Here is a 24,918-nt window from a genome sequence, read left to right as displayed (position 1 = left end):
TTTGGCACATAAAACTGTCTACTATTTGAATTTTATTTTAAAAAAAAGACGCAAAAGAACATTCTTTTGCATCTGCTTTAAAAACATATTATTCGTATCTTAAGGCATCGATTGGACTCAACTTCGAGGCTTTGTTCGCAGGTAATATTCCAAATATAACACCTATAAACGCGGAGAAACACACACCAACTAGCGCAACTACAGGACTCACTGATGCACTAATAGGAGCAAAATTAGTGACAATAATCGTTCCTACGGCAGCAAGACCAATTCCTAGCAGCCCACCTAAAGAAGTAAGTGTGGCTGACTCAATTAAGAACTGCAAAAGGATTTTCCCTCTTGTGGCTCCTAATGCTTTTCGAAGGCCAATTTCCCTCGTTCGTTCTGTTACCGAAACGAGCATAATATTCATTACTCCAATTCCACCAACTAAGAGTGAAATACCCGCAATACTTCCAATAACTAGTGTCATAATCGTGATTACCGTGTTTACTTCTTGTTCGTATTGGGATTGATCATAAATATTGTACATTCCATTTTCAAGCTTCTTTTTTTCAGTAAGAGTATCAGCAGCTAAACGCCCTGTTTCAGAGATTTTTTCAGGGTCACTTGCTATTACGGATAAGTTTTCAATCTCCATGTTCCCAAACATCATTGAAATAACGGTTCGTGGCATGAGCATTTCTCCCATCCCCTCCTGACGATATTGTTCAGGAATGGTTGATTCATACACCCCAACGACCTTGTATGGGTTCCCGTTTAAATCAACAATTTCTCCAACTACCTCTTCAGACGGCTGAAAGTATTTCTCTCTTGCAACTGTATCAATCATAACGACGCGATTTAACCCGTCAACATCTCTTGCAAAAAAACTACGTCCTTCTACAATCTGAACATTTTTCGCAGTAAAATAATCCGCTCCCACTCCAGTGATCTGCATTTCTCCTTGTTGATCACCATGGATCATTGTACCCCAACCTTGATTGGTCCCTAATACTGCTTTTACACCTGGAACCTCTGCAAGTATCTCCAAATCCTCCGAGTTTAGTTGAGGTGGCATCCAATACATTTCCGCTTCTGTCTCTCCTTCAACAGGAATCGGTTCATAAAATAACTCAATAGCATTTTTATCAGTACTAAAGAGTTCTTCCGTCATTTGCTTTCGAGCACCTTGTCCAATCGCTACGATTATTATCACGGCTGCTACACCTATGATAATTCCAAGCATGGTTAAAATAGACCTGATTTTATGGTTCCAAATGGAGGATAGAGCAATCTTGAAGCTTTCCCAAATACTCATGACATTCTCCTCCGGTCGTCTGTAATTCTACCATCCTTCAACGTAATGACCCTATTCGTATAGGCTGCAACTTCTTCTTCATGAGTAACAATAATGACCGTTCTGCCTTCTTTGTTTAATTGGACAAGGAGTTCCATTATTTGTTTACTCGTTACCGAATCAAGTGCACCAGTTGGTTCATCTGCTAAAATAATTGAGGGATGATTCACAAGTGCGCGTGCAATAGCTACCCTTTGCTTTTGACCTCCTGATAATTGACTTGGTAAATGGTTCATTCGGTCCCCTAATCCGACCTTTTCAAGCATTTCTCTTGCTCTCTCATTTCTTTCACGCATCGATACTCCTGCGTAAATTAACGGAGATTCGACATTTTTCAAGGCATTCACTCTAGGAAGCAAGAAAAATTGTTGAAAAACAAATCCAATGTGCTCGTTTCTCAATTTTGCTAATTTCTTCTCCTTTACTAGTCCTACCTCTTCCCCATTCAGTTCGAACGTACCAGAGGTTGGCCTGTCCAAGAATCCAATGATATTCATCAAAGTTGATTTTCCTGAGCCTGAGGGCCCCATAATTGCCACAAATTCCCCATCCTCAATAGTTAAATCAATACTGTGTAAAACGGGTACTTCAAGAGCGCCGGTCCCGTATACTTTTGTAATCTCACTCAACTTCATCATATGAGACCACTTCCATTCCATCATGCATCCCCTCGTAAGGTGTGATTACGACTTGTTCACCTAGCTTCACTCCTTCTATAACTTCCATCCATTCATCACTCATTCCTCCCGTTTGAACCTCACGTCTAGATAGCTTTCCATCCACTAACACATAGGCAACGTCGACTCCACCTTCATTCATCAATGCTGAATGAGGAATAACGAGGGTTTGCGCTGATTCATTTAATTTTACTTGTATCTCTAACGACACATGGAACCCTTGACGTAGCTCAGATGTATCATCTGTGATTGCCACCTTGAAAGGATACATCGTCACATTGCCACCTTGCGCTCCGCCACTAGCAAACTCCTCTCCACTGGCTCCGTCTTCATTCGGAAATTGAGAGACAGTCTCCACTGAACCGTTCCATACGCGATCCTTATATACCTTTGGACGAATAATGACTGGTTGCCCTTGTTTTATTTTCACTGCATCAAACTCACTCATCGTACCGATTACTTTATATGGCTGGCTTGAAATCACGTGAATGACTGGTTCAGGCGTTCCGGTTTCGGTTTGAGCTACATTTTGATTTACTTTTACTACAATTCCATCTATTTTACTTACAACGGTCATTTCTTTCTTACGAGCCGCGATCTCATTGATTTCATCTTGTGCGGAGGCAATCTCAGCTTTGGTTGCCTCATACTGAATCTCAAGTTGTACCTTCTCGTTACTTAGCTGATTTACCTCTTCTTGGGTACCTTCCCCACTTTCAACTTTCTTTTTGGCTTCAGCTACACGCTTGTTGATTTCTGCTATTTGATTTTGTTCCGTTTTCCCTCTACTTTTTGTTAAGTCTCTTTGCCGGACTGCTCTATTATATTCGGTATCTATTTTCGAAGAATCATAAAGAAACAGTGCTTCTCCAGCCTTTACTGCCTGATTCTCTGCTACTTTATACTCACTAATCGATCCTTTATCTGCTTCTAAAAATACCTTTTGTTCACTTTCCGGAACAATTTTACCTGTTACAAGGATGGTTTCAATTAATTCCCTCTCCGATGCTTTTTGAACAGTTACGGGCATTTGTTCCATTCCATTACTAACCATTTTTGGACTTTTCCCTATAAAATAATACGTAATTCCTCCTGCAATTAAGAGTAGACCCACGATAGACGCGACCCAAATCCATAATTTCTTTTTCACTTAATGTCCCCCTAATATTCTACTTGTCGTATGTACTCCGATTTTAATAAAGAACAAAATCTACTGTCCTAATTCTATTAAATACTAAAAATGGTAAATAATTCAACAAAATTCAACAAAAAACATATCTCTTATAACGAAAAAGACATGTTTCATAGATTTGCAAAACAGGTACACGTTTTCTTTATAACGGAGACATTTCCATATTTTAGGTTTCACATCATAACTTTTCTGTCACTTTAAGAAATTTCTAACTTAAATTTACTGAAATTTCTGTTCAAATGTATTATAATACGTTTTATAACGTTTCTATAAACTGTCTAAGTCACAGGGGGTTACTACAATGAAAGTAATTGGTTTTGGAGATAATGTTGTAGATAAGTATGTTGATATACAAACGATGTATCCGGGTGGCAACACTTTAAATTTTACGGTATATGCGAAGCAACTTGGGTGTGACTCTGCTTTTATGGGCATATTCGGGACAGACTTGGCTGCTGCACATAATCAAGATACGTTGAAAAAAATGGGTGTAGACACTTCTCATTGCAAGGTGGTCGAGGGAGAAAATGGCTATGCAACGGTTGACCTGGTGGATGGAGACCGTGTGTTTTTACGAAGCAATAATGGTGGAATCAGCAATACAAGCAAATTTAAGTTGACGCCAGAAGATCTCGAGTATATAAAAACCTTTCAACTCCTCCACTCTAGTAAGTATAGTTATATAGAAAATGAGCTAACTAACATTCAATCGACTGGGGTTCCGATCTCTTTTGACTTTTCCGATGATTTTACAGAGGAATACATAGAGCAAGTTGCCCCATTAGTGGATTATAGCTTTCTATCATGTAGCCATCTAGACGAAACCGAAGTGAGGGAGCTGCTAAAAAAAGTCCACTCACTTGGAAGTCAAATTATCGTTGGAACCCTTGGCTCAAAAGGAGCACTTTTATATAACGGGACAAGTTTTTACTCTCAAGTTCCAAAGCTTGTTGAAGCAGTTGACACTCTTGGTGCAGGTGATTCGTTTATTACGGCATTTTTGTTAAACTATGTTAGTCGTTCGGCGAGTTCAGAAGAAGAAGATCGTATCCAAGAGTCTTTGCGTAAGGCAGCAGAGTTTGCCGCAAAAACGTGCATGGTGGAAGGTGCTTTTGGTTACGGATTAAAATATGAGGAATAGAAAGAAGAAAACTCGCGCATAGTGGCGAGTTTTCTTCTTTCTACTATCCTCTTAAATAAAATTATATGACTCCCTGTGCGATCATCGCATCAGCTACTTTTACAAACCCAGCGATATTCGCACCGACTACCAAATTCCCTGGTGCGTCATACTCTTCTGCTGCGTTCTGACTCTTCCTATATATATCTTTCATGATCTGTTGTAACTTGAGATCTACTTCTTCTTGTGTCCAAGCTAACCTTGCACTATTTTGCGCCATTTCTAATGCGGAGACGGCAACTCCGCCTGCATTGGCTGCTTTGGCAGGAGCAAATAATACCTGATTCTCGATAAAAATTTCAACGGCTTCTAATGTGGAAGGCATGTTTGCTCCCTCACCTACCGCTTTTACTCCATTCGAAACTAGCAATTCTGCTGCTTCTTTATTTATTTCATTTTGCGTCGCACATGGCAATGCAATATCGCAAGGAATTGTCCAAATACCTGAACAACCTTCTTGATAGATAGCACCAGTATGTTCCTTCACATATTCGGAAATTCTTTTATTTTCTACTTCTTTTAAACGTTTCACGGTATCTAAATCAATTCCATTCGGATCATAAACATAGCCTGATGAATCACTGCACGCTACCACTTTTGCACCGAATTGAATCGCTTTTTCCATCGCATAAATGGAAACATTACCAGATCCAGATACCACTACCGTACTACCATCAAAGCTGAAGCCCTTGCTTTTAAGCATTTCATCTACAAAGTAAACCGTACCATAACCAGTTGCTTCTTTTCGACCTAAGCTTCCTCCATACCCAATTCCTTTTCCCGTTAATACGCCGGCCTCATAAGCGCCTTTTAGTTTCTTATATTGTCCGAACATATATCCGATCTCTCTCGCTCCCACCCCGATATCTCCAGCGGGAACATCTATGTCTGGTCCGATATGTTTGCTTAGCTCTGTCATAAAGCTTTGACAAAATCGCATAATTTCAAAATCTGATTTTCCTTTTGGATCAAAATCGGAACCACCTTTTCCACCGCCGATCGGCTGCCCCGTTAAGGAGTTCTTAAAGATTTGCTCAAAGCCAAGGAATTTAATAATGCTTGCGTTCACAGAAGGGTGAAATCTTAGTCCCCCCTTATACGGTCCAATGGCACTATTAAACTGAACCCGATACCCGCGATTGACTTTTACATTTCCATTGTCATCTACCCATGGAACTCGGAAGGAAATCAAGCGCTCTGGTTCAATCATTCTTTCTAAAACCGCTTGTTTAATATAAACCGGATTTTTCACAAGAACAGGTACTAAGGATTCCAGTACTTCTTTTACTGCCTGCTGGAACTCTCCTTCATTTGGATTGCTCTCTTGAACCTTTGTAAATAAACGGTTTACATACTCTTTTACCATTTGCATTTGGCTCTCTTCTACTTTTTCTAACACTTTCATAAAAATTTCGCCCCTAATCTATTATAAAGTTAAGAATATTATCTTTTCTAAAATGTATTTTCATTTTATAATTTTGTAAATGATAGTTCCAATATCAAAATTCGATGAAATCCATGCATAAAACGCATGAATTAGGAGCGGGTAAAAATGGAAACAAGGCAAATTCAATATTTTCTAGAAGTGGCAAAAAGAGAGCATGTGACAGATGCAGCAGATGCTTTGCATGTTGCTCAATCTTCCGTTAGCAGACAAATATTCAATTTAGAAGACGAATTAGGGGTCGAACTATTTATTCGTGAAGGTAGAAATGTTAGGTTAACCCCTCTAGGTAGAATCTTTTACGATCGGATGAAACAAGTGTGGAACATGATGGAGGATGCAAAGAGAGAAGTAGAAGAATATCTCAACCCGGAAAAAGGAACCGTTAGAATTGCGTTTCCCATTAGCATGGCCGCTCATACCTTGCCTTCTATTATCTATGCGTTCCGCAACAGATACCCTGAAGCTAAGTTTCATATGAGCAATGCCCTTTATTCTGACTTAATCGATGGTGTCGTAAATGGGGAATACAACTTAGCCATGATTGCTCCCATGCCCAATCAGGAGAAGGAGAACAAAATCAAAGGAGACATTCTGTTCACAGAGAATATTGTTGCCCTTATTCCCCTTCACCACCCATTAGCAGACCGGGAATCCATTCGGCTACGTGACCTACTAGATGATTCGTTCTGTGTCCTGCCTGAAGGCTTTATCTTTCGCAAACAAGTCATTCAAGCCTGTCACAATGCTGGTTTTCTGCCAAAAATTGCGTTTGAAGGAAAGGATATTGATGCATTAAAAGGATTGGTTTCGGCTGGGTTAGGTGTCGCATTAATGCCAGAAATGACATTGGTGGACAACACACCACGATCCACTGTTATGGTCCCCTTATCAGATGCAAGTCTCACTCGAACGGTTGGTGTAATCTATCCAACCCAGAGGAAACTGCTCCCTACCGAAGCTTTGTTCTATGATTTCCTTCTTGAAACGTTTGAAAGATTGAATGAATTTAAAAAGTAGGATGTACTAAAACAGAGGGTAATGAATCTAAAAAACAATCCCTCTGTTAGTTGTTAATTATTAAAAAAAGACTGACCTCAAAAGTGGTACTTTCCCACTTTTAAAGCCAGTCTATTTTTACACGTTATTCAACAAACCACTTCACAACTAGTTCATCGATTTCTCCGCTCTCCATCATTTCATTTAATGCTTTGTTAAATTCTTCTGTTAGCTCACTGCCCTTTGGAAAAGCAATCGCTGTACCAGGTGTTTCTCCGTTTGGAACGGAAATGGTTTTTAGATTTTTATTTGTACTCATGTATCCTACTGCTACCGCTTCTTCCATAATAACGGCGTCAAAACGCTTCGACTTAAGCTCTTGAATAAGATCCGGTGTGCGGTCACGTGTTTCAAGGGTAAAATCAACTGTGCCATTTAGCTCTTTTGCTACCTCCTCTTGGAAAGAGTTTACTTGAGCTCCGAGCACCTTACCACTTAAGTCGTCTGCACTTGTAATCTTATTATCTTCTTCAAATAATAAAACCAAGTCTGACCGGTAGTAGCTGTCTGTAAAGTCAACATTTTGCTTTCGCTCTTCCGTTGGAGCCATTCCTGACATAACAAAATCTACTTTTCCAGCTTGCAAGGCAGCGATTAAGCCGCTAAAATCCATATCCTTAATTTCGACTTCATACCCAAGTTTTTCAGCTAGGGAATGAATAATATCCACATCAAAGCCAATGATTTCATCGCTTTTTGCTGTATCAATATATTCAAATGGTGGGAAATCAGCCGAAGTACCCATGACTAACACTTTCTTCTCCTCTGTTTCCGTCTGCTCATCGCTCCCAGTAGTAGAGCTATTGGAGGTTCCACAAGCAGATAACACACCTATCACTAACCCGACCAAAATAAATAATGTGAAGAACTTCTTCATTGATAGACCCCTCTTTTCTTTTTATATTAATAAGCGACTTTCCCCATGTATCGTCTTGTTTCTAATGGATGCTGTCGTATTTTCGATAACTCTGTACGATACACATCTAAAATACTGTAGAAAAGAATCGGGTTGAAGTACTCAACCACATGATCATCGATCGTACTGATTCCTAGTTCCTTGCTATCAATCACTTCTACCTTTTCCGCATAAGTTTGTAAGAATTTCAGCGCTCTTTCATCTAGAGCTCTCGTTCTTCCCTCATTGACTAAAAGGATATAGGGTGTTGCTTTATCGGTTACCTCAAACGGCCCGTGGAAATATTCCCCTGAATGAATTGCGGAAGCATTCACCCACTGCATTTCCATTAAGGAGCAAATCGAAAATCCATATGCATGACCATAGGATGCCCCACTGCTCATGACATAAAATAAGTCCTCATGCTCGTATCTCGAAGCAAATGCTTTTGCTCTATCAGCAACTAGTACTTTAGCTTTTTCAATAATCCCATTGATTCGTTCTAAGCCTTCAAGCACTTTTTCGTAGTGATCATATCCTTCGGTAGCATGCAAAATTTCAAACGTGATTTGTAAGATGATTGCCATTGGGTTATTTTTCACATTCGATTCTGCTCCCCACATGTATAATATATTGTGGTCAGCATGCTGAATGAGGTTCGCCTGTTCATTATGTGTTAATGTGATCGTTGTTGAACCGAGCTCTCTTGCAAGTCTTGCTGCTTCAACGGATTCAGGTGTATTTCCTCCGTGAGAACAAACAATGGTTACAGAGCTTTCCCCTAATGCCTTGGGTGTCGCATGAACAAACTCATTACTTGTATAAAAACCAACCCGTAATTGTCTTGCTTCACTTTCGAGTAAGTATTTAGAGGCATACATATCCACTAGTGAGCCACCACATGCAACTAAGTAGACTTCCTTAATGCCCTCATTTTTTTCCGACTGAATTTTGCTAATGATTTCTTGAATATTCACTATGTCATCTCCTTTTATTCTATTAAATACGTATTAAAACGTATTTTATATAGGTAACATTCATCCTCAACTAAAGAAGGAACGGACGAATGACTTTATAACATTTTTTCTAAAAATTCCTTCGCTCGAATGCTCTTTGGCGAGGAGAAAAACTCTGCAGGCGGTGAATCTTCTACTAATCTTCCATCATCTAAAAATAACACCCGATCCGCTACCTCTCTGGCAAATCCCATTTCGTGGGTTACAATCGCCATCGTCATTCCTGACTGGACGAGGGATTTCATGACATCAAGAACCTCCTTCACCATCTCTGGATCGAGTGCGGATGTCGGTTCATCAAAAAGCATGACTTCTGGTGACATTGCTAATGCTCTTGCAATAGCTACACGCTGTTTTTGACCACCCGATAATCGAGTAGGATATTCAGCTGCTTTTTCAGCTAGTCCTACCTTACGAAGAAGATGTTCCGCAATTTTATCAGCCTCTTCCTTAGAGATCCCTTTTACAGTAATGGGCGCATAGGTGAGATTTTCCAAAACCGTTTTATGCGGAAATAAGTGAAAATGCTGAAATACCATGCCAATACTTTGTCTGACATTCATCATATCTACTTTGGGATCGGTCACTTCAGTTTGTCGGTACCAAATCTCACCCTTAGTGGGTATTTCTAATACATTCATACATCTAAGAAACGTTGACTTCCCTGATCCAGAGGGTCCAACGATCGCCACCACCTCGCCCTCTTTAATTTCTGTGGAGATGCCCTTGAGTACGAGATTGCTTCCAAACGATTTCTCGAGATTCGTTATCTTAATCACTTTTCCTCATTCTCCTCTCGATTGCTTTTCCAAGAATCGTAAGAACCATGACCAAAATGTAATAAATGATGCCTGCAATAAGAAGTGGTTCAAAATAACGATACGTTTGACCACCGACGATATAGGCTCGTCTCATAACATCCATCGCGCCAATCACTGTTACCACTGCAGATTCCTTCGTAAGAGTAATAAACTCATTCATTAGTGCTGGCAGGATATTTTTCATTGCTTGCGGGAGGATGATATCTTTCATCATAGGGCGGTAAGGGATACCAAGTGCAAGGGACGCCTCACTTTGTCCTTTATCAACGGCCAGAATTCCCGCACGAATAATTTCAGAAATATATGCCGCTGAGTTCATTCCAAATGCGATAACCGCTGCAGGAAACGCTGTGATTTCGAATCCAATAATCTGTGGCAATCCATAATAAATAATAAGTAATTGTAATACCATCGGTGTTCCTCTAAAAACAGAGGTATACGCATCGGCAAACCAGCGTAACAGGCGAAACTTCCCTATTTTCCATAAGGTTAGGATAATCCCTAGGGTAAAACCAAGGATCGCTGCTGCTAGTACAATCTGTAAGGTGATACCCAACCCTTTTAAGATATATGGAATCGATGGTGCTATTTGTGTAAAATCCAAATCCATAATCCGTTCACTCCTCCCTTTTATAGTAACTACAAAACAATTAAGCTATTAAATGGTCTTATGTACAATAAAACGTATTAAAACGTTTTATCAAAATATACTATACAAAAAGAACAACCGTCAATACTTTTTAGTATTTTCTGAATACTTTCCTATTAATCTTTTTAGGTGAAGAAAAATGAGTGGCACTTCAGGAGGTAAGATGATACAATACGTTTTACAATATAGCGCATACATTTTTTCTAAAGAAGGTGATGAATTGCTGAGCCAAGAAAATAAGATCCCTTTATACCTACAATTAAAAGAATCCATTCGTAGTGAAATTGTAAATAAAAAGCTAAAGTCCGGAGAAAAAATCCCAACCGAAGTGGAACTGAGCGAAAAATATGATATTAGTAGGGTCACTGTCAGAAAAGCGATTACCGAATTGGTTGACGAAGGGTACCTGATTAAAAAACAAGGGAAAGGAACCTTTGTTAGTAAACCAAAAATTGAAAGGAAAATTGTCCATTTGATCAGTTTTTCTGCAGCATGTGAAGCAAATGGATTAAAAGCGAGCAGCAAGGTCATTAAACGAGAAATCCTCCAACCTGAACCAGATATGATTGACATGCTTCAATTGGAACCTGATGACCTTGTTATCTATATTCAGCGGATAAGATTTGCTGGTGAGAATCCATTAATGCTAGAAAATAACTATTTTCCTTATAATAAATTTAAATTCTTATTAAATGAGAACTTAGATGGTTCTCTTTATCAAACACTTAAGGAAAAACACAATATTCACCCTACTAATCCTGGTGAAACGACGTTAGAAATCGTCCGAGCACTAGAAGAAGAAGCTCAGTTGTTAGAAGTTCCCTCTGGTGAGCCTATGTTTCTAATGAAAACAGTGATCTTTGATCAGGATCACATTCCAGTTCATATTGGAAAACAACTCATCATTGGTGAAGGCTATAAATTTACTTTTAGTTAAAAAAAGAAACCCGAATCGTCCGCTTAAGACAAAGTGGATACGATTCGGGTTTTATTTTTGCCAATTTTCCCATTCAAAAATCTGTTTCCTAAAGTATAGGTATACCATTTTAACAAATACTACTAACGCTAACTCCGGAGAAAGTGAAAGGACTACGTAATGAATGAATTCAAAACTACTATAAGGGGTGTTATGATGGGTATATTAAGCGGAAATCCAAAACATGAACCAATGCATTATGGAGAGGTTTATTCTCTTTGGTCATTTCTTATGGTATCCAAAAGTGCTGTTGCTGGGTACCAAACACATTTAAATCATGCAGGAGATGAAGATCTACATAAGCTCCTTGAGGAAGCCATGACTCTATGCCAACAAGAGATGGAGCAAGTGGAAGAATTATTGAAGGAACATGGTGTTGGCTTACCACCGACTCCACCTGAACGTCCAAAAGCTTGTTTAGAGGATATACCTGTAGGTGCTAGATTTATGGATCCGGAAATCGCCGCAGCATTATCAATGGACGTATCTGCAGGATTGGTAGCTTGCAGTACAATTATGGGACAAGCGATTCGAGAAGACATTGCCGCGATGTTTGGACAATTTCATATCCAAAAAGCCACACTTGGGCTGAAAGTTTTACGTTTGAATAAAGAAAAAGGTTGGTTAATCGTTCCTCCCCTTCATCATCATAAAGCAGAAGATTGTTAACTGATGATCCCTCAGCTTGTAATTTCTATACAAGCTGAGATTCTTTTTTGTGCTGTTCTCACTGTACAAATGGAAAGCGAATCGTAAACCTTGTCCCTTTTCCTTGTTGGCTTCGTACCTTTATCGTTCCCTTCATGGAATGAACAATCTTATAGCACAAAGACAGCCCTACTCCCGTCCCTTTATCTTTGGTGGAATAAAAAGGCGTACCTAAATATTTTAGTTGAGTTTCTGACATGCCTTCTCCATTATCTTCAATCTCTACAAAAACGTGCGGTCCATTTTGATAGGCACTTACTATGATTTCCCCTTTATCTCCAATTGCTTCTATGCTGTTTTTCAGTAAATTCACAAAGACCTGTCTTATTTCTGAACTGTCCCCTTTTATTAGAAGTCTCTCCTCGAGAGAAGATACAATTGAGATGGTTTGTAGATTTGTAAATGACCTCATCAGTTCGATAATTTTCTCTAAGTCAGACTTTAAGTTAATGACTTTCAAATCGGTAGTTGCCGGTTTTGCTAAAGAAAGATATTCAGTTAGAATGACCTGAGAATGATCTAGTTCCTGCAAAGATATATCTAAATATTTCCGGTGAGATTCTTTTAGATCCTCATCATCCTTCATAAGCTGTAGAAACCCCCGAACAGCCGTCATCGGGTTTCTTACCTCATGCGCAACAGACGCAGCAAGTTGACCTACCACATCGAATTTTTCTGCACGTTGAACCTTATACTCTAATTCGATCTGTTTGTTTATGTTTTCAAATATAAACATAGCAGACAATAACGTTAGCCAGGTAATTAGAGAATAGATCAATATAAATCCGATATCCTGAATGAGATTTGTATGCACAAATAGAATCCCTCTAGAGATCGATATCATTGCAAACAATAAACTAATATATATAACCTTTTTAGATTTGTTATAATTTCGAAATTTCTTTGCTAATAAAGCGAGAACTACACTTACTATCATAAAATTAATGATAATGATAAAGGGGATGTCATCCTGAAATATGACTCTATATATAATAGTGATTCCAATAATTATTATGCCAGTTAGATTGTTTCCATACAAAAAGGCGATAATGATTGGAACCATTTTTAAATCAAAATGAAAGTTATTATCAGATTTTATAGAAAATGTAAGGGTCAGCACGAGTGAAATGGTTAGAACCAATAAAAGCATTGGTTTAAACTCCCGTCTATTCGCCCCTTTTCCTTGCGATAACAAATGGTACGTCCAAATTGGAAAAAGCACCATTAATACTTGGCTTAAAATTAGTTCTATACTTTGCAGCATGGAGACGTCCCCCTAAAAATTCAGCACACCATCAATTTTTCCTCTATCATACATTCGATAAATGGTTCCTGATTCCTTTATTCGACAAAAAATCGACCTCTTTTATTTTATGGTTACACAACAAAAAGAGCAACCACAATGGTGATTACTCTTTCCACGGCTTCACTTATTTTGTTGCTTTGATTCAGATTCCAAAAGCAGCCTAGCTTTGCTTAATCATCATTCTTCTTTTCTTTTTTCTCTTTCTCTTTCTCTTCTTTCTCTCTTTCCTTTTCTTCTTTTTCTTTCTCCTTTTCTTCTTTTTTGTTTTCTTTCTCATCCTCTTCGTCTTCTTTGTCTTTCTCTTTTTTCTCTTCTTCTTCTTTTCTCGCGTCACGATACGTTTTTTCTAAGGAAGATAAATCAAACTCTTTTTCAGTAAACACAGAAGTAGACCGGCTAAATATTTCGCTAAAAATCTTTGTTACCGTTGAGCTGCTGGATTCCGTTAGAAAATGATTCTCATCGGTTTGGTCGTAACCCATCCATACCGCCCCAACCATTTCAGGGGAATATCCAACAAACCAATGATCCTTTGTTCCAGCCTCATTGGCAAAAGGAAGTTCAGTGGTTCCTGTTTTTCCAGCAATATCCCACCCCGTTACCTTTGCATTTTTTCCAGTCCCTTCGTCAACGACCCCTTTTAACATATAAGTCATTTTCTTAGCAACCTCTTGATCTGTTACCTTGATTGCGTGATTTTTCCATTGTGCAATCACGTTTCCTTCTGCATCTTCAATTCGGGTAATCGAATGGGCTGTAATTCTGGCCCCTTTGTTGGCGAAAGTAGAATAGGCCTGTGCCATCGTTAAAGGTGATACTCCTTTGTGTAAGCCGCCAAGAGTCATACCAGCCGTTTGGTCTTCCTCCTCCAATGGTATTCCAAAGCGTTCCACTGCATTTACTCCATATTTAACTCCCATTTTCTGCAATAACCATACAGGTGGTACATTATAGGAGTTAACCAAAGCTTCATACATGGTCACCTCTCCACGAAACCGTTTATCGTAATTCAATGGTTGATATCCATTAATGTCAATGGGACGATCCTGCAATGTATCGAATATGTCATATCCTTGTTCAAGGGCAGGTGTATACGCAGCTAATGGTTTCATCGTAGATCCTGGCTGACGCTCCAATTGAGTCGCACGGTTAAAGCCTCTAAATACATGTTCTCCTCTGCCTCCCACAAGAGCAGTAATTCCTCCTGTGGCTGGATCGATAAAGGCTGCCCCGCTTTGAAGCAACTGATCAGACGTACTTTCAGGAAATAAGCTACTGTCGTTATAAACCTCTTCAGCGGCATTTTGAATAACCGGATTTAGTTCCGTGTAAATTCTCAACCCTCCTGAAAGAATCTCATTTTCGGTCAGGTCATATTGTTCGATCGCTTCTTCAATGATATGGTCGACATAATAAGGGTACTTCCCTTTGTAACCATCAATCTTTTTCCCTTCTAGAACGATTGGCTGTTCTTTTGCTTGCTCAAGTTCGGTTTCACTAATGTATCCCTCTTTTTCCATTAAAGATAATACGAGGTCTCTTCGTTCAACCGATCGATCCATGTCTTTAAAAGGAGACAAGATAGACGGTGCTTTTATTAACCCGGCAATCATCGCCGATTCCCCAAGAGTTAATTCACTAACATCCTTTCCAAAATACGTCTGGGCAGCACGTTGGATTCCCCATGCCCCTTCACCAAAATAGATTTGGTTTAAATATCCTTCCATGATTTCATCTTTCGAATATTTTTGTTCAATTCTTTTTGTAATAATAAGTTCCTTAAGCTTTCTAGAATACGTACGTTCGTGCGTTAAAAAAGCATTTTTAGCCAACTGTTGTGTTAATGTACTTCCACCCGCTACGATTTCACCGCTCAGGGTATTCTTGATCAATGCCTTCACAATCGCAAAATAGTTGATTCCGTCATGCTTATAAAACCTCTGGTCTTCCGTTGCAATCACCGCATGAACAACATTTTCCGGGATTTTCTCTATACTGACACCTTCAATATTAGAAGATGCTATTTTACTAGCGACCTGTCCACCTTGATCGATGATGATGGTTGGTTGTGGGGCAGGTTCTTCTAACTTACTTACGTCTGTTGTCCAGATTAATACATTAAAAATAATAAAAAATACGAGTGCCAAACCAATAACTGCCGCTAGAATCTTCCTTGTTGCACCCTTTGAAGAGAAGGCGCTCCAAGAAAACTTTGATGACCTTCTTTGCTGTCGTCTTTCCATTCTTCCCACGAATATTTCCCCCACCTTTTGCTTTTAAAAAAAGTTATCTTTTGTGTAATACCCGATTTATCGAAATAAAATGCCTGAAACATTTTATATAAAACAGCTTGAAGGTTTATACTACTCCATTTCTGGATAATCCTCACAGTGAATTTTTACCTGTATATTAAACCCTCTCGATATAGTAAGATAGAAACAGGAAATATCCGATAAAGGCAAACTTATAGAAATATAAGGACGCAAAACTACAGGGGCTAAGGTCAAATAGACTATGCCTGCCAGTTACCGAAGAAAACTTAGGACTAAGGGACTATTCTTCGGGAGTAGTCCTTTTTGTTTCGGTAAAAACGTCTGTTGGATAAAGATTACTAGATTTATTCCAGGGGGAAAAAATTGATGAAAAGAAAATGGGCAGCTCCACTCGTCATCTCAAGTATGTTTTTGTTTGGTAACTCTGTACTTGCCGAGGAAACCGTGGATAGTTATGATCCAGGAACAACGCCTGACCAGTTTATCTACACTATTGACCAATTAATGGAAGACATTCAACTGTTTTTTGCATCTAACGGTTCAGAAGAAACAGATTTACTCCTTCAATTTGCAGAAGAACGTATAGCTGAGGCAAAGCTCATGTCCGAAGAAGAAAAACAAGAATTTGTTCAAGAAGCTATTGAGGATTATCTAAAAATTCTTACAGATGCTGAAGAGAAAATTGCTGAAATGATTGTAAATAAAGAGATAAATGAGGAAGACGTTCTAAATTTAGATGAAAAGCTTGAAGATTCAATTGAATTAGGTGACGAAGTTGGAGAACTTCTAGATGAAAGTTTACTAGATGACGTGGAAGAGAAACAAGATGTTTTAGCAGAGCTCCCTTCCATTGTAGCTGGACTTGATGAAGCGAAAGTAAAGGAGTTACGTGACTCCGGACTGGGATACGGTCAAATTGTACAAGTATTTATCCTAGCTAATGCTACAGGGAAAACCGTTGAGGAAGTTGGCGCTCTTTTTAATGGGGAAGACAAGGGATTTGGAGATGTAGCAAAGGAATTAGGTATTCATCCGTCTGAACTATCAAATGGAAAAAAGAAGGCTTCGAAACAAGCCGAGTCCAATACAGAGCAAGGAGAACAACTAAATCCAGGTGAAGAAGGCTCTGCCGAAGAAAAGACGGAAACCGATAAAGTAGAGTCAGAAGCAGATTCGGATAGCAATGAGGATGTTCAGGTGGCATCTGTTATAAAGAAGGAAGAATCTGTTCAGCAACCATCTGAAGAAAAACAAAACGAAGAGGCAAAACGCTTAGCAGAAGAACAACGTAAAGCCGCGGAAAAACAAAAAGAAGAAGCAAAACGCTTAGCAGAAGAACAGCGTAAAGCTACCGAAAAGCAACAAGAAGAAGCGAAACGTCAAGCAGAAGAACAGCGTAAAGCTGCCGAAAAACAAAAAGAGGAAGCGAAACGTCTAGCAGAAGAACAGCGTAAAGCTGTCGAAAAGCAACAAGAAGAAGCGAAACGTCAGGCCGAACAGCAAAGCAAAGGTAACGAAAAGAACGAAGATTAATCTGTCAGCCACTGAGCATTCAGTGGCTATTTTATTTTTTACAAAAAAACTGAAGCAACTTTGCCTCAGTTTTTCTATCAATCTATTTTAATGCTTGGTACACGTTCACTAACCCATGACCGAAATATTCATCATGGCCCGGTTTACCTAAATCCTCTGCTGTTTGTTGTAAATGAGTGGCTATTTGTTGTGCAGTTAATGTTGGATACTGTGCTTTAACAAGAGCTGCTGCTGCTGCCACTTTTGGAGCTGCCATACTGGTTCCCATCTTCCATCCGTAAGAACCTAGTGAAACAGGAATCGTGGAAAGAGTTCGTTCCTCCAAATTACGTTGACTTGTATCCCCCTGCTCATTTGGCCAGTTTGGACCATAGTCGCCACCTGGTGAAGAAAGATTTACGTTATTTGATCCATAGTTTGAATAATATGCTAGCGTATCACGGTTTGTTGTAGAAGAAACTCCAATCACTCCAGGAATGCTAGTGAACGTATCAAATAATGGACCGTATACTTTTCCCGTCCCCTTTTCTGTAGCCACTCGTTTCCCTAAATCCATCCCGTCATTTCCATTCGCCCCAACAATCAACATGCCTTGCTTTAGCGCATATTGAACCGCTCTTTGTGAAGATAAATGAAGGGCGCGATCTTGTTTATCGTTCATAATGCTGTAAGTTCCTAGACTTAAGTTTGCCGAAACGGCACCGTCATCAGCAGCTGTCGTGATGGCGGATAAGATTCCCGTCCAGTTCATTCTACCTTGATTGTTTGATACACGATAAGAAGCTATAGCTAGTTCCGGCCCTACTCCCATCACTCTACCATTTGCTGCAATCGTTCCCGCCACATGTGTTCCATGTGATCCGGCATCTTTATAGGCATCCTCCTGTTGAGCCCCTGGGAAAAATGCCTTCCCGAATACTAGGTTTTCTTGTAAATCTGGATGGGAAAAATCAACACCCGTATCAATAACAGCAACGAGTGTTTCTTTGTTTCCTGGATTCAGCTCCCAAGACTCCCCTTCCTTCGTTACTCGCTTAATATCCCATTGGTATCGCTCGTACAAATCGGCTTCCGCACCTGTATGTAAGGTATTAGAATCAAAATTATGCGTAGCCACTTCCTCATCGGCTGTACGAATGTCCACATCTTCAGCAATTGCTAAAATATTGGCGTTTCCTTCCATTGTTTCAAGAAACTCAGGATTATTTGTTCGAACATTCACCACACCAATTTGTGGGGCCTCCATTACGATTTCTGCCCCATGATTCATCAGCATTTGAATCGATGCAGGGTCTGTTTGTTGTGATTTTAAAACAACAATATAATCCTTCGTTACTGTTTCCTGTGCAGCTGCTTGGAAATGCCCTGTACCTAATGAAAGAACCACAATCGATAAAACTGCTAATAATTTTTTCATCGAATCCCCCTTTAGAAATTATTTCACTTTTCGAAATATTACATCCCTATTATAGGGATATAAGTAAAATAGTGGAATTGGCCAAAAGGAGTATTTTACTTTGAGGAGTATGACCTAGAAGAAAGTTTATTTCACTAAAGTGTTTAACATTTTGTCAAAATAAAGAGCAGTGAAAACCCACTGCTCGTTGTAACCTAATCAATTGTGATTTTGGTCGTTCTGATGATTTTTTTCTGGTTCATCGGTAGTACTTACAAGCCCATAACCTGTTGAACTTAATTCTAATTTTTGCTCGTTCTCTTCTCTAATAGATAAAAGGCTTTTGTACTCATTGTTTTCTTTCGTCATATCGTACCTCCAAATCTTAATATGTTTATATAGTGCGTCATAAGGAATTGGTTTATGACGTGAGAGAACGAAAAAGAAGAAGTCCAAACGTCATAAAAACTGGTTTATGACGTGAAAGATGAAAAATCAGAAGCCTTCGCGTCATAAGCTATGCAAAAGGTCTACCATCAATGCAAAAAGAGCATGAACTTTAATAGTTCCATGCTCCCTACAAACTTTTGTTAAAAATTAAACCGCCTTCTTGTAGCCACAATAACGAAAATCGCCGGAATGGTGCAAACAATCATACCTAAAAAGGCTAGATTCGGTGAAATCTCATATAAGAAACCCCCTAACAGTGTTAACACAGCCGTACTTAAGCTTAAAGCAATCGCGGAATAAATACCTTGAGCGTTTGGTATCTGCTGTTTTGGTAGGTTCTTAGTAATATAGGTGATAAACGCGTAATGGGCGACTCCAAAAGAAAGCGCATGTAAGCTTTGAGAAAATACAAACACCCAAATATTGGGGAACAAAAAGAGAAGAATCCACCTTAAAGTCGAACCTACTGCCGCTAGCAATAATAAGGAGGAAGTATTCCATTTTTTAAATAAGGTATCTGCCTTCATAAAATAAAAGATTTCAAATATAACCGCTATGTTAATAATCAAACCGATATAATACTGATTCACCTGTAAGTCTTGTAAATAAATATATCCATAGTTGTAATACGAAGCATGAGCCCCTTGAAGTAATACAACGATTAATAATACAATCGGAAAACTTTTTACTTCTAGTAATTTCGAGACAGATAAAGCTCCTTTTTGATTTTGTTTCGTCGGTGCCTCTAATAAAATCGGTGGGGTTGGTAAAAAACACATGATCAGCATGAAACATAATCCCACAAACATACTCCATAATATGGCTTGCTCTCCCCATTGTCCTGTTAGCATGCTAATAATAAATACGGAAACAACAAAACCAATGGAGCCATATTTACGACTTTTCCCATAATGTACACCATGCTGATGAACTAATACTGCCGCTGCACTTTCAACCGCTGGAAGAAGTGTTGGATAAACGGCGCTAAATAGGATCGTAACAACAAATAATGTGGTAAATGAAGAAGAAGGAAGATAGAGTATGGTGGCAAAAAGCGAAATAACCGTCAAACTTAAAATCACCTTATGAGCACTTAAAAATCTTGATGCAAACGGAAAAGCGAAAAGCGTTGAAAGTCCTCTTGCCACTAACCCAACTCCCATAATCAGACTAGCTTCCGAGACGCTTAATCCCTTATCTTGTACAAGCCATCCAGTCCAATATGGTAAAAATACACCCCATGTAATAAAAAATACAAAGAAATTACGAGAAAGCCAATGTTGAATATTCATTTTTATACCTCCGTGATTCTTGCATCATAACACGATGATCCTTACAATAATATGAGATATCTCATATTTTCCGGAGGAAACTCATGCAGTTTTTAGTTGAACCTTTACGTAATTACTATCTGAATAAATACCCTATTGAATCACTTTTCTCCTTTCCTATCACACCGTTTATTCAGGTGTGCCAGTTTGAACGTGGTGAATTCATTTTTAAAGAAGGATCCTATCCTGAGTATTTATATTATCTTGTCGAGGGAAAAGCAAAACTCTATGTAACCCATGAAAATGGGAAGATTTCACTCATCAATTTTTTACAAGCCCCCACTTTTATGGGAGAAATTGAACTTTTAAATGAAGAACGTATTTCCAAAGCAATACAAACCGTCACGAAAGTTACTTGTCTAGCAATACCTATTCATGCTTGTAAAGACAAGCTTCTTACAGACGCTACATTTTTAAAGCATTTATGTATTTTTCTTAGTCAAAAAGCAACAACCATTTCCGCTAAATACACCGAAAATCAAGTATATCCTTTAGTAAACCGTTTAGCTGCATTTATACTTGTGTCAGCAGATCATGATTTTTACAAAGAAAAACACACCGAGGTATGTGAATACTTAGGGGTGTCTTATCGTCATTTATTACATGTTTTTGCTAAGCTAAGTGAGGAAGGGGTTATAAAAAAGCATTCTCGAGGATATCTCATTCAGGATAGAATTCGTCTACAACAATTAGCCAAATAGGCCACCCATAATTATTAATAAATACGGAAACTTTTGGGATACTAGTAATTAACGGATATTGGAAGTTTTGGGGTGTTTATAAATGACTAAGGATCAACAAAAACGTCTTGATGACATACTCTTTCAACAAGATCACGTAGTGAGGTTGTGGATGGAGTATTGGAAAGACTTCTCAACTTGGGAAACCTGGCAATTTTGGGCCATTGTAATGATGCTGGTTATCCCTCTTATCGTTGTGTATTTTGCCATTGATAAAAACAAAGTGTTCCAAATAGGATTTTATGGTTTTAATATACATACGTGGTTCACATACTCAGATGCGATAGCTATGAGAACTTCACATGTCACATACCCTTTCCAAGCGATACCCGTATTGCCTGTAAACTTTGCTCTTGATGCCTCCCTTGTCCCAGTTTCCTTTATGTTGTTATATCAATGGTGTATCAGTCACAATAAAAATGTATTCTTATATGGTGTAATTTTATCGGCCTTTTTCTCTTTTATATTTAAACCTTTATTAGTGTTAGTGAATTTAATGCAGATAAACAAAGGGATGAACTACTTCTATCTTTTCCTGAATTATTTACTTATCTTACTTCTTGCTATTGTGATGACTAAAATATTCACTTATATCAAAAGAAAGAGAGATCATAAATAAAATGACCTCTCTTTCTACTAGCTTATTTCTTGCCCTCTTTTTCCATAACGGCAAAATAATTTCCTTCATCGTCTGCAAAATTAAATACTCTTCCGAAGGGCATTTCTACCAATTCTCCGACTGTTACTTTTTTATTTACTAAATCGTTATATAAGTTATCAAGGGTTTCGGTGAAAAACATTAAAGAGGGTGTACCTAGGTTTAACTCAGGTGACATTTTCGCAATAAATTCCTTGTTATGCAGAATAATACTTGTCTCAGCATCCTTTGGGGCAACCTCAATCCATCTAAACCCCTGACCGTTATCCTCTTCGGAAATGACATCAAACCCTACTTTTTCCGTCCAAAAACTGACTGCCTCATCTTGGTTATTAACATACAGCATGATTTGACCAACTTTATTAATCATCACTATCTACCCCTTTACTTTGTCATGTTTCTATTTATTAAAATGGTTCTCCTAATAAATTCGTGACAATTATTAAATTTCCTACTTCACTAATGGTAATAAATAATCAAATCTATCAGCGTAAATGTTAGAATATCTCTCTAACTTGTTTCCGACTGGTTGAAAACCGTAACGGATCACCATTTGAATATAGGAAAAACAGAGGTATTCGTCATCCGCGCGGCAATCTCGCAACACCGCAAATAAGGTTGGTGAAATCCGTTCAAATCGTATATTCGTGTTCTCCACTATATGAATACTCGGATCGATCTCAAACCCTATCTCACCAATGATTTTATTATTGGTGATTTTTTCCGTTTTCACATACACCTGTTCGGAACAATAAATCCCTTGGCTTTCTAATCTTTCTACTGCTTGCTGAAAAAATTTTTGAAATGGATGCGGTCTTTTCTCCGCTTCAAATCTTTGCCAAACGAAATATTTTTCCTTTTCCCACTTTGAGAGGAGGAGAGAATGAGAGCTTTCCACCTGGATGCCACCCACATATTTTTTGGCAGCGAGCAAAACTTCCATTTTTTTGTCTAGTTCCTTTTTCCAACTGACCAAAATCTCCACTTTCTCCTGTTCGTTTCCTTCTATATATCGTTTGATTTCTTCAATGGCTATATCAGCTTGTCTTAAAGAATCAATCATTTTGGCAAGATGGATCTGATCTACTGTATAAACACGATACCCATTATTCAAACGTGTGGATGGTTGAAGCAGTTCTTTTTTATCATAAAATCTTAGTTTACTAGGAGGCAATCCCGTACTTTTTGAAAAATCCTTTATGGTGAAATACTTCATATGTACCTCCAGTCAGCTTCTTTCCCTTATTTATAGGACCACACATTAATACGATTATTATCCGGATCATAAAAATGAAATCCACCCCAGCCATTAATTGGGTCTCCCGCTATTTCAGAAGGCTGCAATCCATTTTTAATTAGTTTCTTATATTCGTCGAAGACCAACTCAGGTCGTATATCAAAATAGGTTCTAGCTCTATTGTCATTTGGCCTCAGAACAGTGTCCTTGCTCTTCAAAAGCCAAATATGATCCCAAAAGCATTCGTTTAGTACATTTCTGTCATAGGCATCCTCGGTCTTAAGGTGAGCAAATCCTTTATCCTCATCTACTTCCTCTATCTCAAATCCAAGATGCTCTTTATACCAAAAAGCTGAAGACTTAGGGTCCTTTACATGAATAATGGAATTAACCGTTCCAAAACCAAGGACTCCTGATGGAGGATACTCCCTGTCGTCTTCTCCTTTGGATTCCTCAACAATTGTTAACCTTGTATGTTCAAATGCATAGATATCACAATATCTTTGTCCGTTCGGAAGCACCAGTATTTCAGTTGCTTCTATCTTTCTATCTCGTAGATAGGAAACTGTTTGATCGAGATCATACGTGGCAAATCCAAACCTAACCTTTCCTTCTGTTTCTAGAGATTGTAAGTGATCATGATCCCCTTCAAACGATTTGATCGTCACTATTCCTGCTCTAGGTAGCTTCATAAATCCTTTTCTTCCAACCCAACTAGTGATTTGGTCGATACACTCCCAGCCTAATACCTCCTGATACCATTGAATAGCATCCTCAAATTGATTGGGCTGTACCATAATAAATCCTCCATCCCATCGATACATATAACCACTCCCTTTGTTTTTTACATATTTAGGATAAAGGTTCAACCTAGTTGAATGTCAATCATTCTTTTAAATTTTTCTGGAAATTAGGATACTTAAGACATTTTTTACAAAAAATCAACAATTTTTAAAAAATACTATCAAATATTCCCTTTTCTTTTAAAAATATGTAATAATAGCTAAATACGAACCAGAGAAATTATATAGCAATAGGAGTCATTCATATGCCGCCAATTATTTTTGAAAACGATGAAGTGTACTTATATATTAAAATTGAACTTATCCGCGGTGAATTAATTAACACCGGAATGCAAGAAGGGTTTGGTAGCCAAAATACTATTCGAATCAGTCAACGATTAGATAGTTACCTTACTATTTATCAACGTTTATTTTCGAAAAATCGACGTACCTTTTTGTATAAATGACTGAATAATTCAAACATTAAACCCTATCCTATAACATAAAAAGCGTATATTGAATAAAATATTCAATATACGCTTTTTATATCGACTAATCTGTTTTACTCGAATAGGTTGATTTTGTCTTAGCGATTGTTTTTATGAATGTTACCCCAGCTACCACTATACCCAGGGTATAAATATTAATAAAAATAGTGTTTGTATACTGATTAAGCCAAGAGTAACGATAGATCCTTGAGGATTCATTTCCTGGAAACCCACCTAAATCTCTAATAAGATTCATAGTAAAATAGTATTCTAGCAAACCAAATACTACTAAAAGAGCAAGTCCCCCTAACCGTATCTTTATCCACGTAGTTGATTTTAATTCAAGCCTACCTAAGGCTTTCCACAAACCTTTTGCAAATAGGAAAAAAGCAACCACGGCTGGAAATACAAATAAAAGTCCTAAGTTTCCGTTCCCTGATATGACAGTAGGATTAAATGTAAATAGGTCTACTAAGTAGATAAAAATGCTACATACGACTAACCATACTAAAGTACCCGTTACTCTATTTTTCATGGGTCCCCCTAACAATACGCCATTTTTTCACCGTTTCTTTTCCTCTTTTATAACGGATAAGATCTGTGCCTCCGCTCCGTATTCTAATCGAATTGCTTTTCTAGCTTCCACAGGAGATCTTGCGGTAACTGGCATGATTTGCTTTTCTCCATTCATTTCTATTGTGACTAGATAGCATTTCGATCCACATCTCATATAACCCTCTCCTAGCTTTATTATGCTTCACTAATTCG

Annotated in this window: 26 protein-coding genes and 1 riboswitch; of the genes, 8 read left to right on the top strand and 18 right to left on the bottom strand. The window is 38.3% G+C overall.

Annotated features, from left to right (window positions below):
- Positions 1-88: 88 nt before the first annotated feature.
- From BKO01S_RS08760 to BKO01S_RS08750, 3 genes are read right to left on the bottom strand one after another with little or no spacing between them, the layout of a single operon-like run.
- Entirely contained in the window at positions 89-1,300 is a 1,212-nt protein-coding gene (locus tag BKO01S_RS08760) for an ABC transporter permease (RefSeq protein ID WP_066051882.1), read from the bottom strand.
- Positions 1,297-1,977 carry an ABC transporter ATP-binding protein gene (locus BKO01S_RS08755; protein ID WP_157077342.1) on the bottom strand — a complete coding sequence of 227 codons (681 nt, stop codon included), beginning with the start codon at positions 1,975-1,977 and terminating at the stop codon, positions 1,297-1,299. Before BKO01S_RS08755 ends, BKO01S_RS08760 begins: the two co-directional genes overlap by 4 nt.
- Positions 1,961-3,166 carry an efflux RND transporter periplasmic adaptor subunit gene (locus tag BKO01S_RS08750; protein ID WP_066051875.1) on the bottom strand — a complete coding sequence of 402 codons (1,206 nt, stop codon included), beginning with the start codon at positions 3,164-3,166 and terminating at the stop codon, positions 1,961-1,963. Before BKO01S_RS08750 ends, BKO01S_RS08755 begins: the two co-directional genes overlap by 17 nt.
- A gap of 343 nt (positions 3,167-3,509) precedes the next feature.
- Here BKO01S_RS08750 and BKO01S_RS08745 point away from each other — a divergent pair, with 343 nt between their 5' ends.
- Positions 3,510-4,349, top strand: a complete 840-nt coding sequence (locus BKO01S_RS08745; protein WP_066051872.1) for a fructoselysine 6-kinase — start codon at positions 3,510-3,512, stop codon at positions 4,347-4,349.
- A 61-nt stretch (positions 4,350-4,410) separates the two neighbouring features.
- Here BKO01S_RS08745 and gdhA read toward each other — a convergent pair whose 3' ends face one another.
- Positions 4,411-5,793 (bottom strand): NADP-specific glutamate dehydrogenase, encoded by a 1,383-nt coding sequence (gene gdhA / locus BKO01S_RS08740; protein ID WP_066051869.1) that lies wholly within the window; start codon positions 5,791-5,793, stop codon positions 4,411-4,413.
- 147 nt (positions 5,794-5,940) lie between these two features.
- Between gdhA and gltC the strand changes: the two genes are divergently transcribed.
- Positions 5,941-6,852 carry a glutamate biosynthesis transcriptional regulator GltC gene (gltC, locus tag BKO01S_RS08735; protein WP_066051866.1) on the top strand — a complete coding sequence of 304 codons (912 nt, stop codon included), beginning with the start codon at positions 5,941-5,943 and terminating at the stop codon, positions 6,850-6,852.
- A gap of 124 nt (positions 6,853-6,976) precedes the next feature.
- On the opposite strand, the gene BKO01S_RS08730 is transcribed toward gltC, so the two are convergent.
- The 4 genes from BKO01S_RS08730 to BKO01S_RS08715 form a co-directional block, all read right to left on the bottom strand.
- The gene (locus BKO01S_RS08730) at positions 6,977-7,768 is read right to left on the bottom strand and encodes a basic amino acid ABC transporter substrate-binding protein (RefSeq protein WP_066051864.1); all 792 of its coding nucleotides are present in this window, start codon (positions 7,766-7,768) and stop codon (positions 6,977-6,979) included.
- Positions 7,769-7,794: 26 nt separating this feature from the next.
- Positions 7,795-8,763: an SIS domain-containing protein gene (locus BKO01S_RS08725; protein ID WP_066051861.1), complete on the bottom strand. Its 969-nt coding sequence runs from the start codon at positions 8,761-8,763 to the stop codon at positions 7,795-7,797.
- 95 nt (positions 8,764-8,858) lie between these two features.
- Complete coding sequence (locus BKO01S_RS08720; RefSeq protein ID WP_066051858.1) at positions 8,859-9,581, bottom strand: amino acid ABC transporter ATP-binding protein; 723 nt, start codon at positions 9,579-9,581, stop codon at positions 8,859-8,861.
- Positions 9,574-10,233, bottom strand: coding sequence for an amino acid ABC transporter permease (locus BKO01S_RS08715; protein WP_066051855.1), 660 nt, complete (start codon positions 10,231-10,233; stop codon positions 9,574-9,576). The genes BKO01S_RS08720 and BKO01S_RS08715 overlap by 8 nt, the downstream gene beginning before the upstream one ends.
- 202 nt (positions 10,234-10,435) lie before the next feature.
- Between BKO01S_RS08715 and BKO01S_RS08710 the strand changes: the two genes are divergently transcribed.
- The gene (locus BKO01S_RS08710; protein WP_232311201.1) at positions 10,436-11,209 is read left to right on the top strand and encodes a GntR family transcriptional regulator; all 774 of its coding nucleotides are present in this window, start codon (positions 10,436-10,438) and stop codon (positions 11,207-11,209) included.
- A gap of 195 nt (positions 11,210-11,404) precedes the next feature.
- Positions 11,405-11,917, top strand: a complete 513-nt coding sequence (locus BKO01S_RS08705; protein WP_066051849.1) for a DUF3231 family protein — start codon at positions 11,405-11,407, stop codon at positions 11,915-11,917.
- 58 nt (positions 11,918-11,975) lie between these two features.
- Here the strand turns inward: BKO01S_RS08705 and BKO01S_RS08700 are convergent, their stop codons facing one another.
- Positions 11,976-13,220 (bottom strand): ATP-binding protein, encoded by a 1,245-nt coding sequence (locus BKO01S_RS08700; protein ID WP_066051847.1) that lies wholly within the window; start codon positions 13,218-13,220, stop codon positions 11,976-11,978.
- 212 nt (positions 13,221-13,432) lie between these two features.
- Positions 13,433-15,505 carry a transglycosylase domain-containing protein gene (locus BKO01S_RS08695; protein WP_157077341.1) on the bottom strand — a complete coding sequence of 691 codons (2,073 nt, stop codon included), beginning with the start codon at positions 15,503-15,505 and terminating at the stop codon, positions 13,433-13,435.
- A gap of 204 nt (positions 15,506-15,709) precedes the next feature.
- Positions 15,710-15,795, top strand: a riboswitch (cyclic di-GMP riboswitch).
- Between the two features lie 106 nt (positions 15,796-15,901).
- On the opposite strand from BKO01S_RS08695, the gene BKO01S_RS08690 reads away from it, so the two are divergent.
- A complete protein-coding gene (locus tag BKO01S_RS08690) occupies positions 15,902-17,068 on the top strand; it encodes a DUF5667 domain-containing protein (protein ID WP_066051842.1) in 1,167 nt (388 codons plus the stop codon).
- A gap of 82 nt (positions 17,069-17,150) precedes the next feature.
- Here the strand turns inward: BKO01S_RS08690 and BKO01S_RS08685 are convergent, their stop codons facing one another.
- From BKO01S_RS08685 to BKO01S_RS08680, 3 genes are all read right to left on the bottom strand, one after another.
- Positions 17,151-18,485, bottom strand: a complete 1,335-nt coding sequence (locus tag BKO01S_RS08685) for a S8 family serine peptidase (protein ID WP_066051839.1) — start codon at positions 18,483-18,485, stop codon at positions 17,151-17,153.
- 198 nt (positions 18,486-18,683) lie between these two features.
- Positions 18,684-18,833 carry a hypothetical protein gene (locus BKO01S_RS24305; protein ID WP_157077334.1) on the bottom strand — a complete coding sequence of 50 codons (150 nt, stop codon included), beginning with the start codon at positions 18,831-18,833 and terminating at the stop codon, positions 18,684-18,686.
- 221 nt (positions 18,834-19,054) lie between these two features.
- Positions 19,055-20,206: a 3-phenylpropionate MFS transporter gene (locus BKO01S_RS08680; RefSeq protein WP_066051836.1), complete on the bottom strand. Its 1,152-nt coding sequence runs from the start codon at positions 20,204-20,206 to the stop codon at positions 19,055-19,057.
- Positions 20,207-20,289: 83 nt separating this feature from the next.
- Here BKO01S_RS08680 and yeiL point away from each other — a divergent pair, with 83 nt between their 5' ends.
- Together yeiL and BKO01S_RS08670 are read left to right on the top strand one after the other, a co-directional pair.
- Positions 20,290-20,946, top strand: coding sequence for a transcriptional regulator YeiL (gene yeiL, locus BKO01S_RS08675; RefSeq protein ID WP_066051832.1), 657 nt, complete (start codon positions 20,290-20,292; stop codon positions 20,944-20,946).
- Positions 20,947-21,028: 82 nt separating this feature from the next.
- Positions 21,029-21,604: a hypothetical protein gene (locus tag BKO01S_RS08670; RefSeq protein ID WP_066051829.1), complete on the top strand. Its 576-nt coding sequence runs from the start codon at positions 21,029-21,031 to the stop codon at positions 21,602-21,604.
- 22 nt (positions 21,605-21,626) lie between these two features.
- Here BKO01S_RS08670 and BKO01S_RS08665 read toward each other — a convergent pair whose 3' ends face one another.
- The 3 genes from BKO01S_RS08665 to BKO01S_RS08655 all read right to left on the bottom strand — a co-directional run bounded on the left by BKO01S_RS08665 (position 21,627) and on the right by BKO01S_RS08655 (position 23,704).
- Entirely contained in the window at positions 21,627-22,013 is a 387-nt protein-coding gene (locus BKO01S_RS08665; protein ID WP_066051824.1) for a VOC family protein, read from the bottom strand.
- Positions 22,014-22,094: 81 nt separating this feature from the next.
- A complete protein-coding gene (locus BKO01S_RS08660) occupies positions 22,095-22,859 on the bottom strand; it encodes a MerR family transcriptional regulator (RefSeq protein ID WP_066051821.1) in 765 nt (254 codons plus the stop codon).
- A gap of 26 nt (positions 22,860-22,885) precedes the next feature.
- The gene (locus BKO01S_RS08655) at positions 22,886-23,704 is read right to left on the bottom strand and encodes a VOC family protein (protein WP_066051817.1); all 819 of its coding nucleotides are present in this window, start codon (positions 23,702-23,704) and stop codon (positions 22,886-22,888) included.
- A 224-nt stretch (positions 23,705-23,928) separates the two neighbouring features.
- On the opposite strand from BKO01S_RS08655, the gene BKO01S_RS08650 reads away from it, so the two are divergent.
- Complete coding sequence (locus tag BKO01S_RS08650; RefSeq protein WP_066051815.1) at positions 23,929-24,129, top strand: aspartyl-phosphate phosphatase Spo0E family protein; 201 nt, start codon at positions 23,929-23,931, stop codon at positions 24,127-24,129.
- Positions 24,130-24,214: 85 nt separating this feature from the next.
- Here the strand turns inward: BKO01S_RS08650 and BKO01S_RS08645 are convergent, their stop codons facing one another.
- Positions 24,215-24,685, bottom strand: a complete 471-nt coding sequence (locus tag BKO01S_RS08645; RefSeq protein WP_066051813.1) for a hypothetical protein — start codon at positions 24,683-24,685, stop codon at positions 24,215-24,217.
- A 27-nt stretch (positions 24,686-24,712) separates the two neighbouring features.
- Positions 24,713-24,880, bottom strand: coding sequence for a hypothetical protein (locus BKO01S_RS24615; protein WP_198158788.1), 168 nt, complete (start codon positions 24,878-24,880; stop codon positions 24,713-24,715).
- Positions 24,881-24,918 lie beyond the last annotated feature (38 nt).

It is taken from the genome of Robertmurraya korlensis NBRC 107688, assembly GCF_001591645.1.
Taxonomy (GTDB): Bacteria; Bacillota; Bacilli; order Bacillales; family Cytobacillaceae; genus Robertmurraya_A.
This window is presented reverse-complemented; position numbering and strand designations above follow the sequence as displayed.